At 51.5% G+C, this 13,389-nt stretch carries 12 protein-coding genes; 4 read left to right on the forward strand and 8 right to left on the reverse strand.

Features of this window, described 5'->3' with window-relative positions; genetic code table 11:
* Positions 1-2: 2 nt before the first annotated feature.
* From ACYVSB_RS05010 to ACYVSB_RS05045, 8 genes are all read right to left on the reverse strand, one after another.
* Entirely contained in the window at positions 3-914 is a 912-nt protein-coding gene (locus ACYVSB_RS05010; RefSeq protein ID WP_125599360.1) for an ABC transporter permease, read from the reverse strand.
* A 236-nt stretch (positions 915-1,150) separates the two neighbouring features.
* Positions 1,151-4,273, reverse strand: coding sequence for a GH36-type glycosyl hydrolase domain-containing protein (locus tag ACYVSB_RS05015; protein ID WP_125599356.1), 3,123 nt, complete (start codon positions 4,271-4,273; stop codon positions 1,151-1,153).
* Between the two features lie 12 nt (positions 4,274-4,285).
* Positions 4,286-6,430, reverse strand: a complete 2,145-nt coding sequence (locus tag ACYVSB_RS05020) for a glycoside hydrolase family 3 N-terminal domain-containing protein (protein ID WP_125599353.1) — start codon at positions 6,428-6,430, stop codon at positions 4,286-4,288.
* 307 nt (positions 6,431-6,737) lie between these two features.
* Positions 6,738-7,826 carry a D-alanyl-D-alanine carboxypeptidase family protein gene (locus ACYVSB_RS05025; RefSeq protein WP_125599350.1) on the reverse strand — a complete coding sequence of 363 codons (1,089 nt, stop codon included), beginning with the start codon at positions 7,824-7,826 and terminating at the stop codon, positions 6,738-6,740.
* Positions 7,827-7,991: 165 nt separating this feature from the next.
* Positions 7,992-9,146: a cation:proton antiporter gene (locus tag ACYVSB_RS05030; protein WP_125599347.1), complete on the reverse strand. Its 1,155-nt coding sequence runs from the start codon at positions 9,144-9,146 to the stop codon at positions 7,992-7,994.
* A gap of 36 nt (positions 9,147-9,182) precedes the next feature.
* A complete protein-coding gene (locus tag ACYVSB_RS05035) occupies positions 9,183-9,395 on the reverse strand; it encodes a hypothetical protein (protein ID WP_461218662.1) in 213 nt (70 codons plus the stop codon).
* Positions 9,358-9,573: a hypothetical protein gene (locus ACYVSB_RS05040; protein WP_125599344.1), complete on the reverse strand. Its 216-nt coding sequence runs from the start codon at positions 9,571-9,573 to the stop codon at positions 9,358-9,360. Before ACYVSB_RS05040 ends, ACYVSB_RS05035 begins: the two co-directional genes overlap by 38 nt.
* Before the next feature lie 374 nt (positions 9,574-9,947).
* Positions 9,948-10,301, reverse strand: coding sequence for a hypothetical protein (locus ACYVSB_RS05045; protein WP_125599341.1), 354 nt, complete (start codon positions 10,299-10,301; stop codon positions 9,948-9,950).
* Between the two features lie 150 nt (positions 10,302-10,451).
* On the opposite strand from ACYVSB_RS05045, the gene ACYVSB_RS05050 reads away from it, so the two are divergent.
* The 4 genes from ACYVSB_RS05050 (at position 10,452) to ACYVSB_RS05065 (ending at position 13,359) form a co-directional block, all read left to right on the forward strand.
* Positions 10,452-10,910 carry an alpha/beta hydrolase gene (locus ACYVSB_RS05050; protein ID WP_461218663.1) on the forward strand — a complete coding sequence of 153 codons (459 nt, stop codon included), beginning with the start codon at positions 10,452-10,454 and terminating at the stop codon, positions 10,908-10,910.
* The gene (locus tag ACYVSB_RS05055) at positions 10,829-11,314 is read left to right on the forward strand and encodes an alpha/beta hydrolase family protein (protein ID WP_461218664.1); all 486 of its coding nucleotides are present in this window, start codon (positions 10,829-10,831) and stop codon (positions 11,312-11,314) included. Before ACYVSB_RS05050 ends, ACYVSB_RS05055 begins: the two co-directional genes overlap by 82 nt.
* A 405-nt stretch (positions 11,315-11,719) precedes the next feature.
* Complete coding sequence (locus ACYVSB_RS05060; protein ID WP_461218665.1) at positions 11,720-12,652, forward strand: FAD:protein FMN transferase; 933 nt, start codon at positions 11,720-11,722, stop codon at positions 12,650-12,652.
* 92 nt (positions 12,653-12,744) lie between these two features.
* Entirely contained in the window at positions 12,745-13,359 is a 615-nt protein-coding gene (locus tag ACYVSB_RS05065; RefSeq protein WP_461218666.1) for an NADPH-dependent FMN reductase, read from the forward strand.
* Positions 13,360-13,389 lie beyond the last annotated feature (30 nt).

The raw sequence follows: 13,389 nt of genomic DNA on the forward strand, positions 1-13,389 counted from the left end.
TCCTAAACAATGATGGAATGACCATCATTAAGCTTGCGTGTGATTCGATCTGTGATCACCAATAAAATGACTGAAACGATCGAGATGCCTAACCCAACCGCGGTCGCGTATGAGAAGTCGCCTTGAGTCAACCCCATGCGATAAACAAACGAGTTGATCACTTCCGCGTGGGATTGGTTCTGTGAGTTCATCAGGACCAAGGTTTGATCCAAGTTGGAACCCAGCAAACCGCTGACATTCAAAATCAAGTTCAGAGAAATGATCGGTGCCAATAGCGGAATCGTGATCCGCGTGATTTGTGTCATCTTAGTCGCGCCATCCATCCGCGCTGCTTCATACAACGTTGGGTCGATCCGTGACATGCCGGCAAGATACAGGATCGTGCCCCAGCCAACTTCCTTCCAGAGGTCAGATAAGACGGCGATCCACCAATACTGACTAGGATCAAGCAAATGGTTATTGCCCTTATGCATCAACCCTAACGCCATCAATGTTTGGTTGAAGAATCCGTCCGTTGACAACCAAGAGATCAACATCCCACCCAATACGATCCAAGAGAAAAAGTGAGGGATATAAGAAATCGTTTGGACGATCTTCTTAAAACGCATATTCTTAACTTCAAAAATCATAATAGCCAAGAAAATCGGAATGGCGAACCCTAAGAATAATTTCATCAAGCTGATTGCCAAGGTATTACGCACGGATTCCCAGAAGAACGAATCCTGCACGATCAGTTTGAAGTTCTCTAACCCCACCCACGGCGCCGAGCTCATACTATCAACGATCGTATAACGCTTGAACGCGGTGATGATCCCATAGATCGGAATATAGTTAAAGATAATCATGAAGATGATGCCCGGTAAAACCATCAATTGTAATTGTCTTTGTTTATAGAGCCTTTTTAATGTGTTCATCTACAATCAATTCATACGATTCAGAGCAATCATATAAATTTTCCTCCTCTCTCAAAATGATCCTCTCATTTTGGTGAAACGTTTCTACTAGGAAATAGTAGCACAGCACCCGTCTTCTTGCAACCGTTTTCTTGAACATTTTATTAATTTGTTCTGACCAAGAAATAATAATCAAAAACAAATCCCTGATTTACCAACAGTTAGCGCCACGAATTCGCCTCGTAGCGTTTTAAAGACTAGCGGTTTGTTATTTTGATTTCGGGATCAAACGGCAGAGATAGCCCTTCTTCAACTCGTTTAAACGTTTCTACGTCGGTGAGCCGGAAAACACTACGCAAGAGCGTCCCGATATAGATGCCAGGGCCACTACTGTATAAGCGCCAACCGCCTTTCACGCCGACTTGTTGCGTTCTTAGCTGGTCAAAGTCTCGTTGCGCGGTATAACGATCCGCGAAGTCAGCATCGGAACTGGAGAAGTAAACGTTGCTTTGCCGCGTTTCAGCATTGCTGACCCGTTGTTGCAAGTTGATCGGATTAACGAGTTGCAATAGGTGCCACGCTTGGGCTTGATCACCATGATCCGCAATGGCATTGGCATAACGAATATGGGCGTGCACATACAGCAAGCCGATTTCCCGACCGAAATTCGCGGCTTGTTCGGCTCGCTTGAATGTCTCGCTGACGCCGCCGTGATAGGTTGACGGCTTGTTCATCAAGCGGACCCCATCAGGGAAGAGCAGATGCTCCTTGATCAGTGCCAGGGCCTCATCCGCCGCGGTTCCCGTTAAGATCTGGCTGAGAACGCCTTGAGATAGGGGCAGCAGACGATAATCAATCCCGGTTTGGTGGTCATTCGGATGAATGATTTGACGCACATGCTGATCCTGATCTAAATAAATGAAGCCTGGTAAAGTATCATCGGTCATGAAATACTTCTGGAAATCACGCGACATTTTGGCTGCCAGACCTGCTACCTGATCAATCAGCGCATCGTTAGCGAAAACCTGTTCCGCCAATCGCATCGTTTCGATGGTCAGTTCCATCGTCCAAGTGCTGGCCATGCCTTGTTTCAAGGTCGCATTGGCCGGTTGCAAGGTGTCATCCCAGTCGCCATCGCCATAACCAGAAATATAAGTCCCAGGTAGAAAATGCGTCTTGAGATAGGTCAATTGCTTAATAATGTGCTCGCGCAGTGACGCCGTTTGCGCGGTGGCCTGCTTGGTGGTGCGGCTCATATAGGGTAGTTGGACATTCAATAGCTCGTCATCTTGAGTCAGCTTCAGATAGTCCACAACCACTTTTAACGGCCAGACAATAATGTCGCCATGACTTTCATCCGCAAACATATCAGCATATTCGTCGTACATAAACCACTGCGGCCAATTGCCATCTTCAACAAATTGGTGTTGGTATAATTTCAAGATGATTGCCCGCACCAAATCCAAGCGGCCAGTTGCCGTAAATAGTTCAACCGGTCCCTGAGAAACATCACGCGTTCCCCAAGCCGCACCGCCATACTGTTCCAAGCCGTGGGGGGAGAGTAAATGGACCAGGGCATCGTGGGCAAACCAACGTAAAACTAAATTGGTTTGCTCAACCAAAGCCTGTTTTTCAGGATTAGGTGTTGCCAATTCAATGCCGTGTAAGAGTGTTTCGATCGCTTGCTGATGTTGCCGGCGCACTTGTGCTAGGTCACAGTTCTTGATTTCATGACCGACCAAACCTGTCTTGATCACAAAAGCAGAGGTCTCTTGATAATGGGCGACGAGTTGGTCAGTGGGTTCAAAGGTCCCCGCTTCAAAAATCAAGCCTTCATCGCCAAGCACTAAGGCTTGAGCATCGTTTTGTTGATAATCGATCTGATACCCGAGTTGCGGGTTCCGTTGCGCCATCAAAGTGGTCAATTCAGGCATGATCTGTAACGTTTGCTGGTCACGGGTCACGATCGGTGTCTGGCCCAAGGTTGGCTGGCTTAATTGTGTCGTCACCAGAACTCGATATTTCCGCCCTTGTTGCGAGCGGAAACGTAAAGTCAATTGTGGCGCCGTGGCTTCCGCGTCATCACTGATCTCGATCACATCATCTGCCAATTGATAGATCCAATCACCGCCGTTATAGCTCATCACATAAGCAGACGGTACCCCCAGCAGATGATAGGTCGTTTCACCTGGCGCACTCAGATAGATCCGTGTTCCCGTCACCTTGAGCAGGTTAAGGCTGTCACGTGTATGTGTCGTAAGCATCTGCGTATTGGTGTTGCCAAACACAACGTGCGATTCAAAGACCCCCGCCATGAATTGAGTTGTTGCCAGTACCGGTTTCCCGGGGACGATCGCGGTTTCCGCCATTACGATATTACCCGTCGGTCGTTCTTGTTCCAATTCCTTGCTTTGCAAAACCACGTGTTCAGCCGTGGGCGTAAAGAACGACTGTACTTGCCCCTGTTTCATTTCAACTTGGCACCGTTGTGGGAACCGGCGTTCAAGCTCGGCTGCGCTTAAAGGCTGCCCCGCGATAACCGTACCCAACTTTAAGCGACGTTTGGTCGGCATCAAGGCTTGCAACTGATGACCCCGTTGCTGAACTTGCTCAAATTCCCGTGCTAATTCTTGAGAATCGATCAGCAGCGTTTGATTATTATCAGGCTGATCCTGACAGACTGCCGCATAGAAAACCACTTCACCATCCGTGGTCTGCAGCGGCGTCCGCAACGCAATCACACCGGATTCATATTGGATCTTCTGATTGGCCAACTGGTGTGTTTGCATGGCTTGTGGCACCGAATCAAGCCGGGAGTGGGTCCCGAAGAACTGATTGCCATCCGTTGAGAAGCTGGCCAACCCCGAGAATGACCCCTGTTGAATATAGGGATGCCGTCCATTTTGATCCTGGTTTTGCCGTGACCCGATCGTGATTTGGTCACCTGACTGGACAACGAAGTGATCCAAGTATTGGGCCGCATAAGCCTCATTACTGGTAACATAGCCTTCCGTCCCCATCCCCAAGTCCTGCACGTAAGTCAGATCGAACGCCAACCCCTCTGGATCAGCAACCTTGGCCTGCCAAAACCAGTGACCCTGGCAGACATCGAGTTGCAGCTGATAGTGCAGCGTTTGAAATGTTCCTGACCAAACGGCAGTCGTGGCGTCAAACTTGACCGTGCTCTTGGCATCCGGGCCTAATAATGGCTGAAACAACCACGTCTCCCCTTGGCGAATCCGTAAATAGACATTCATTAAGCCGCCATCCAACGCATTACCTGCGACTTGATCGACCATGACTTGGTCGTCCATGATTTTACCGATGGCGCCATTCTTTAAGATTTGGATCCTTGTAGTTCCGTTTACTAAATCTGGCATGACAGACCTCCGTTAATCGTTCTGGTAGGCAACACTGATTGCCTTGGTATGCTGAGAGTCAAGGCCGATCAGGAATTTCAGTTCCCCGGTGAAAGTTTGACGTTTCAGCGCCGCATCCAAATAAGTCAGCTCTTCAGGAGCAACCGTCAAGGTGAGTTCGACCTTTTGCTTGCTAGGAACGAGCACTTTGCTGAAAGCGACTAACCGCTGAACTGGCTGGACCGTGGTCGCAACAGGTTGATGTAAATAACATTGAACCACCGTCTTCCCTGCAAGTGCAGCCGTATTCTCAAGTTCGACCTTCAACTGAATCGATCGCCCTTGTTGGGTCGCGCTGATCGGTTGGGCCTTGATCTCAGCATAACTCAAGCCAAACCCAAAAGGATACAAGGGACTGTTGGCTTCATCAATGTACTTCGATAAATACTTGTTTTCACGGTCATTTTCCGTATGGCTAAGTGGGCGGCCGGTATTGAATTGGTTATAGTAGATCGGCACTTGCCCAACCGAGCGTGGGAAGGTCATCGGTAACTTGCCACTAGGATTGACCGCACCGCTGAGAATATTCGTCAATGCAGCCGCGCCCCGACTACCTGGGAACCAGGCCAAAACAACCGCTGCAGATAAGTCATCAACGAGCGTCAAATCCAAAGGACGTCCTGTGACCACCACGCTAATGATCGGTTTGCCTAATTTCGCCAATGCTTGCAGTAAGGTCAATTGTTCTTGTGGCAAGCGAATATCCGTCATACTGGTGGCCTCACCACTTTCTGAACTAGGCAGACCGAGCACCGCAATGATTTTATCTGCCTGGCGGGCCGTACTCAGGGCTTGGTCAAACTCACGGTGATTGAGCTGATGATAAGCGCACCCCGATGCATAGCTCACTTGGGGGAATTTCTCGGCCATCGCCGTATAAATCGACGGGGTCTGATGCTGATCTCCTTGCCAAGACCAACTCCCCAACAGATCGCCAGTATTGGCGACTGGTCCGATCAAGGCCAATTTTTGGTCGCGGGCCAATGGTAAGATCGCCCGCTCGTTCTTCAATAAAACAATACTTTCTTCGGCTACTTGTTGCGCGGCGTTCAGATTCTGGACCGACTTCAACTCGGCCTGTTCACGCTCGGGCGTCACTTGTCGATAGGGATCGGTGAATAAGCCCAAGCTCTCCTTTAATTCCAAGATCCGCGCCGTTGACTCATCGATCAACTGACGTGTTGACTCATCAAGGTTAGCCGCCTTTTGCAAGTATTTGGCATAGGCGAAGCTCATCATATCAATATCCACACCAGCAGCCAATGCCTGATCAGCCGCGGCTTGTAAATTACCGGCAACGCCATGATTGATCAACTCACCGATCGCATCCCAGTCCGAGATCACAACCCCTTTGAAGGCCAATTCGTCCCGCAGAATATCACGGAACAAGTGTTGGTTCGCCGTAGCTGGCACCCCGAAAAGCGTATTGAACGATGTCATGACTAACTTAGCTTGCGCCGCGATCGCCGCGGAATAAGCTGGTAAATATTGTTCACGGAACCGCCATTCGGACAGATCTACCGTGTTGTATTCTCGACCTGCCTCAGGAGCGCCATAAGCAGCAAAATGCTTAACACAGGCAGCGATGTGCTCAACGTCAAGATCACCTTGGAACCCGTCAACACTCGCCTTTGCCAACACACTATTCAAATACGGATCTTCACCGGTTGACTCCATCACTCGACCCCAGCGTGGATCCCTAACCAAATCGACCATCGGCGCAAAAGTCACGTGCAGCCCACTGACTGCGGATTCACGTGCCGCCACTTCGGAAGCCAGCTTGACTGCTTCGGGATCAAAACTCGCGGCCATCCCTAATGGAATTGGAAAGATCGTTTGAAACCCATGAACGATATCCGCCATGAACAATAGCGGAATCTTCAAACGACTTTTCGCCAAATAGTCGGCCTGGATCTGATGAACTCGCTCCGCCCCGGAAATGCCTAAAACAGAACCAGCTGTATAAACAGTTGCCAACGTCAGATCATGTTCACGCATCGGTCCCGTGATCACCGCCTGGCTTCCCTCAAAGAAATCGGCACTTAATTGCAATAATTGCCCGATTTTCTCTTCCGTGGTCATCTCTTGCAGCAACTTTGAAACACGTTCACTTGTCATATTTACTAGCTTCCTCTCTTTAATTGACGCTATTATCGTAGAAACGTTTCTTAGGTCACAATCGATCATTATTTCTTCGTTTCAAAAAGCATTTATCAGCCAATACCGCCTATATTCCAACTGATTACCCCAACGACCCCTGATTAGGGGGTGGTTAAGATTTTGCTTTCGAAACGTTTCGACAATCATTGTATAGCGTTTTCATCTGTAAATCAAGCATTATTTTTATTCCGGCTGCCAATTTGATTTTGCCCCGGACAAAAAAAGCCCAGGCAACTTGCCTGGGCTTTTCAGAACCTTGCTTCATTTAGTTTTGGGCCGACTCGGCGCCTAAATACTCCTCCAGCGACAGTCCTTGCGCCTTGATCTGTTGCGCGGCGGCGACGCCCACATAACGAACATGCCACGGTTCATAGGTGTAGCCCGTCAATCCTTCCTTTCCTTGTGGGAAACGAATGATGAAGCCATAGGTGGCGCAGTTTTGGGCCAACCAACGACCGGCGGCGGTTTTGCCGTAGCTCGCTTCAAGATCAGTCGTGCCAATGTCAAAAGCCAATCCCGTTTGATGCTCGGAAAAGCCCGGACGCGCAGAGTATTGGTCGGCAGCGGCAATGCCATCCGTCGCAACATAATCACGATATAACTTGACCTGATAACCGTAAGAACGATAACCGGAGATGCGCGGCATGGCGTGACCCGCCGCTCGGGCCGCCTGCTGCAACTTCCACAGCGCCGCATTCGCCGTGGGATTACTGCCGCCAAACCGCTGCCCGATCCCATTCAACTTATTGACGAGCAACACGCCCTTCAAATAAGTCGGACGCCCAATGCGCCCCTGACCATCAAGATTAGTGATCCAGCCATACTGGTGCGCGATCCACTGATTTCCCCCGAGATTATAGAAGGTTTGCCCATTGATTTGCGCCGTCCCCAAACTACGCCAACGCGTGCCATGGCGCAGCCGCCGTCCAGTTCCCACCAGCTGACCTGTTGCCGTCAAGCGCCACAGATTAACACCGTAACCGGGAACGTAATGAATCTGGATCAGGCGCCGATCCCGCTTTAATTGGGGTTGCTGCGGCCGCAAGTATTTCGCTTCGACCCATTGAGTCCCACCAAGATTGGCGTAACGCGTTTCCTGAATTGTCGTGTGACCAAAGACTTGCCAAGTCGTCCCCGCGGCCAAGTGCCGACCGCTAAAAACCAACTGCCCCTTTTGTTCCGTATACACATTGAGACCCGCGCTCGAATGATCGACCACCGTCTCAACCGAGCGCGCCGGTTGCAGCACCAGCGCCGCTTGAACGGACCTCGACTGGACCTGATCGACCGCGATACTCCCACCAAAAAGACCGGCAAGAACGCCTGCCAGTACCCATTTTCTAACATTTTTCACTTGTAACGCCGACTCCTTTCCCTTACTGGGACCATATTCACGCTTGCCTCATCTTCCCAAATAAGCTGTTTTACCCTGACTGATTTCCTGACCAAGTGGCTGGCGCAAGCCGCCTGCCGCTGGATCATTGTGTCCCGCTACTGCCATGATTCTGCGATGCTACGACTAGGCTACCGCCGCTTTGTGCCCGATCGCCATTTTCAGAAACAGTGGCGCCAACAAGGTCGTCAGAATAATCGCCGCGATCACCGCGGAATAATGGGCGGTGGACATGAGGTGGTTGGTCAAGCCGATCTGGGCGATGATCAGCGCCATTTCCCCGCGCGAAACCATCCCCGAACCGACGATCAGCGCGCTGTTCCAGTCGAAGCCCAACAATTTCACGGCGCCCCCGCAACCGATCAGCTTAGTGACGATTGCCACCACAGTCAGCACCAGAATGAAGCCGATCTGCGGAACGAAGCTGTCGAAAGTCATACTCAAGCCAATATTAACGAAAAAGATCGGCATGAACAGACTGTTGCCCAAGGTGTCAACGGAACGACTGATTTCCTCGCGAAAGTCGGTGCGACTGACCGCCACCCCGGCAAAAAAAGCGCCGACCACATCGCTCAAGCCCACAACTTCCGCTAGATAGGCCAAACCAAAGGCGATGATCAGTGAAACCACGGTACTGGCGTATTGGATCTGTAACCGCCGCGCCACGCTGAAGACGATCGGCGTGACCCATTTGATCACCACGAAGATCCCAACGAAATAACCGATCTGCAAGGCGAAATGCCCCAGCATCGCCGGCGTCGACATTTTCTCCTCGCCGAGAAATGACATCATCAAGCTTAAAATAATCACCGCTAAAATATCGTCAACCACCGCCGCGCCTAAGATCGTGCTGGCCTCGCGATTCTTGGTGAAGTTCAGCTCCTGCATCACCACCACCGAGATCGACACCGACGTCGCCGCGAACACCACCCCCAGAAACAGGGCATGCTGGCTGGACATGCCAAATAATTGCGCTAAGGGCCAGATCGTTACGATCGGCAAAACCGCGCCCAAAATAGCGGCCAACATGCTGGGCTTGAAGTATTTCCGCAACAAGACGAGATCACTTTCGCATCCCGCCGCAAACATCAGCAAAATCACGCCGATCTCGGCCATTTGATGGAGAAAGTTGGTCGGTTTGACCCAACTCAAAACGGCCGGGCCGACCAAGACTCCGGCGATCAACTCGCCTAGTACGGCGGGAATGCCGATTCGATTGCACAAATAGCCTACCAATAATGTTGTTACCAAAATAATCGTGATCTGTCCTAGAAATTCCACAACCTAGCCCCTTTTTCTCGCTGTTCCCACTGTCTTCTACCCTTGATTATAGCAAAAATCACCGTCTTTTGCTGGGATTGCTGGTGCTGGTTGAAAGTAGATTGTGCGCAGCCTGCGCTGCGCGTGACGAAGTGAGCTCGCTACACTGACTGGCAAAAGTAGCTTGGCCGCGGCTTGCGCTGCGAAATTCGGGGTGAGCTCGCTGTGGGCGTCACTTTGAGCTTTTCGGAAGGGCGCCGAAAATCTCAAAGCTGAGCCTTATTCTAAGCGGCAAAGCCGCTAAGAATAACGACACGGCGATCTCACCCCGAATTTCTCCGCTCCAGCCGCTCAACGTTATAACAGTCGCTTGAGCACTCACGGCAGTTAACAAGATATGGTCAATTGATGAGGGGCCACGCACTTGACGACCGTGGTTAGTGGTCACCAGCTTTAAATTGGTAACCCCAGTGCAGCCTGTCTGATGAACTAGGACTTGATCTTGATGAATCAGCTGAGTCGGTCGGTTTCCACCCGTGGAGTGTTCATCGAGCGGTTAAAGATGTTCAATCGATGTAAACTGTACCAACCTTCTAATCTGAATCAGTTGGCATTGCCGTACCACCCAAAAAATGGGCAATTGGTTTGACCTCTAGCTTGCAAAAGCGCTTCGTCAGATACACAACTTCGATTGCAGGTAGGCTCAATTCTGCCTAGCAACCGGCTGGGACTGCGCGGCTCAGTGGTGAAATTGTCCTTGGCGGCTTTGCCGCTTAGGACAAGGCCTGATTTTGAGACAAGCCGCGCTTTTTGCGGATTGGCTCAAAACAGTGCCCACCACGTTCCAGTCCGCAACAGCAGTCCCAGCCGGTTGCGCTCACGCCCGCAATTAAGCATAGGTTCAATAACAACGCATAAGCTTCTGGAATCAGTTGGCATTGCCGTACCATCACCAAAAGGGCAATTGTTTGACCACCACACTTGCAAAAGCGCTTCGTCAAATCCTTCGCCATGATTGCAGATAGGCTCAATTCTGCCTAGCAACCGCCTCAGGACGTGTGGCTCAGCGGTGAAATTGTCCTTGGCGGCTTTGTCGCTTAGGACAAGGCTCGATTTGAAGACAAGCCGCTGGGCTTGCGGATTGGCTTCAAACGATGCCCACCGCGTTCCAGCCACGACAAACGTCCTGAGGCGGTTGCGTCCCCATCCAAACCCCACCACACCTGCAATCAAGCGCCTAATTACCAACCCAAGGCCATTTGGTCGTATAATGAAAACGGAAACATTGTTATCGCAAGTTTTTTGCACTCAGGGGGGAAACATATCATGGAACTGATTCAACAAACATTGACCACACCACTGTCGGACACAGCCACGCTGACCGGCTACGTGCTGGACAATTCACCGGAGATCGATCCGCAACGACAACGGCCCGCGGTGATCATCTGTCCTGGTGGTGGTTACGAATTTCTATCCGATCGGGAGGCGGAGCCGGTGGCGATTCATTTCGCGGCCGCTGGTGTTCAGGCGTTTATTTTGCGGTATTCGGTGGCGCCGGCGCGTTTTCCGGTGGCCTTATTGGAAATGGCGCAAGCGCTGGCGACGGTGCGGGCCAACGCCGCGGCTTGGCACGTTGATCCCCAGCGGATCATCGCCGCTGGGTTCTCGGCGGGAGCTCATGTCGCCGCTAGTTTAGGCGTTTATTGGGATCAGAAGCTATTGCCGACTTTGGCTTCACGGCGGCGCAGATTCAACCTAATGGCCTACTGCTGTCCTATCCCGTGATCACGGCTGGCAAATATTGCCACGAAGGCTCGATCGCGGCGTTGTTGGGCGAGCGCAAACATGAAACGGAAGCGCGGGCGGAAGTCTCGCTGGAACATCACGTCAGCGCCGCTACGCCGAAAACATTCTTGTGGTCCACGTTTACCGACGATGTGGTCCCGATGGAAAACGCCTTGTTGTTCGCGAAAAGTTTGCGGGCCAACCAAGTTCCTTTTGAATTACACATTTTCCCAGAAGGTCACCACGGCTTGAGTTTGGCCACGGCGGAAACGGCCAGTTCCCACCGCGACACCAGCGTTCAGCCGGAAGTCACCGTCTGGCCCGACCTCTTCATGACGTGGCTGCACCACCAGCTGCCGGCCGGCACGACATCCGCGGCCAAAGCACCAACAGATCAAAATTAAATCTGATATTAGCGCACCGACTAGTTAAAAGTCCTCTAATTTTCATCCATTTTCAATTGGATTGGAAAATTGGGGGACTTTTTTTCACGGTTGATTCATTTGTTTGTCTTCTAACATCTTATGATTTCAAGAAACAAGCGATTTTTGTTAGGAAAATGATAGGACAGCCTTCTAAACCTGTCATTTTCGGCACGTCAGCTCAGCAAGAAAACAGCGGTTTAGGTCACGCGCCAGCAAGGCAAGCGCCCTAGACACCGCTTTTGCGCCTCCTAGTCGGCCATCGCACCAGTGACGATCCAGACTTTTTTGCCAAAAAAGTTCCGCAACGCAGCGGCGATATGCTATGGTGAAATCAGTAAAAAACGCTTGCTTGATCAAGCGCTTTTGGTAAAGGAGCGATCAGAAATGGCGCGGGGACAACGAGAATTGCATTTAATGGGGACGGTGATCACCTTGGATATTCAGGTGGACGCCGATCCTGAGCCGATTCTGGCGGAGTGCGCCACTTTGTTGCAGGTGGCGGAGCATCGCTTTAGCGCTAACGCCGCCGATTCGGAGTTGATGGCGGTCAACCACGCCGCTGGTCGGCATCCGGTCAAGGTCCACCCCCAATTGTTCGCGCTGATCGAACTTGGCAAAACGCACAGTTGCGCGCCGGCCAGTCATTTGAATATCGCCATTGATCCGCTGGTGCAAACTTGGCGGATCGGCTTTAGTGACGCCCGGGTGCCCAGCGCCGCCGAGATCGCCGCCTGTTTGCCGTTGATCGATCCGCGCCAGATCCAGCTGAATCCCGCGACGCAGGAAGTTTACTTACCTCAAGTGGGGATGGCCCTTGATTTAGGCGCGCTGGCCAAGGGCTACAGCGCCGATTTGGTGATCGCCCACCTCCAAGCGCGCCACGTCCAGTCCGCCTTGGTCAACTTAGGCGGCAACCTGGTCACTTGGGGTCCCGCTTTGGCCCACGCCGACCATTTGTGGCGAATTGGCATTCAAGATCCCCGCAGCCCCCGCGGCGATTACCTGACCGCGTTGAAATTACCAGCGGGTTCGGTGGTGACTTCAGGCATTTATGAGCGCCACTTGGAGCGCGACGGTCACAGTTATCATCATATTTTCGACTCGCGCACCGGCTATCCCTTGGTCACCGACCTGGCCAGCCTGACGATTTTTTCTGAAAAATCGGTTACGGGCGAGATTTGGACCTCCCGCTTATTCGGTCATGACGCCAACGAGATCCTCGCCCAGATCGCCGCCGAACCGCGGATCGAAGGGATTCTGGTCTTTCGAGATGGTCATTGGCAAGCCTCCGCCGGTTTACAGGGACATTTTCTCTAAAAAAGGTTGTGCACGACTGAGACAGATATGTTAAACTATACGCATGAAAGCGGTCACACTGCGTTCAAACTGAAAAGAAGGGACGTTTTTGAATGGATAAGTTTATTGGTTTAGTGGGGACCAACTCCAGCCACTCCACGAATCGTCAACTGTTACAATTTATGCAAAAGCATTTCGCCGATCAGGCCACGATCGAGCTGGTCGAAATCAAAGGATTGCCTATATTCAACAAGCCCGATCCTGATCACAAGCAGATCCCAGCGGCAGCCCAAGTCATCGTTGACAAGATCAACGCGGCCGATGGCGTGATCATCAGCACCCCAGAATATGACCATTCGGTACCGGCAGCCTTGATGAACGCGCTCCAATGGCTATCTTACGGCGTGCACCCATTCGTCGACAAACCGGTGATGATCACCGGCGCTTCTTACGGCGCGCTAGGTTCTTCCCGCGCCCAAGCCCATTTGCGCCAGATCCTCGACTCGCCAGAACTGAAGGCGCGGATCATGCCGAGTTCCGAGTTCTTGCTGGGTCACTCGCTAGCTGGTTTCTCGCCAGATGGTGAGCTCCTGGATCGCGAGCAATGTAACCAATTGGAAGGCCTTTTCAAGGACTTTTTGACTTTTGTGAAAATCACCAAGCAACTGAACCACGCCCATGAAAGCAACGCCAAAGAAGCAGCAAATTTTTCTTGGGAAGATAAATAGAGTGCGGAGCGCAACGGGTTGACTTCGAGC

The sequence above is a fragment of the Lapidilactobacillus salsurivasis genome (genome assembly GCF_054785215.1).

Bases quoted from the DNA above. Each gene is read 5' to 3' on its own strand.
- ACYVSB_RS05010 (WP_125599360.1), bottom strand. From the start codon at position 914: ATGAACACATTAAAAAGGCTCTATAAACAAAGACAATTACAATTGATG.
- ACYVSB_RS05015 (WP_125599356.1), bottom strand. From the start codon at position 4,273: ATGCCAGATTTAGTAAACGGAACTACAAGGATCCAAATCTTAAAGAAT.
- ACYVSB_RS05020 (WP_125599353.1), bottom strand. From the start codon at position 6,430: ATGACAAGTGAACGTGTTTCAAAGTTGCTGCAAGAGATGACCACGGAA.
- ACYVSB_RS05050 (WP_461218663.1), top strand. From the start codon at position 10,452: ATGGAACTGATTCAACAAACATTGACCACACCACTGTCGGACACAGCC.
- ACYVSB_RS05060 (WP_461218665.1), top strand. From the start codon at position 11,720: ATGGCGCGGGGACAACGAGAATTGCATTTAATGGGGACGGTGATCACC.
- ACYVSB_RS05065 (WP_461218666.1), top strand. From the start codon at position 12,745: ATGGATAAGTTTATTGGTTTAGTGGGGACCAACTCCAGCCACTCCACG.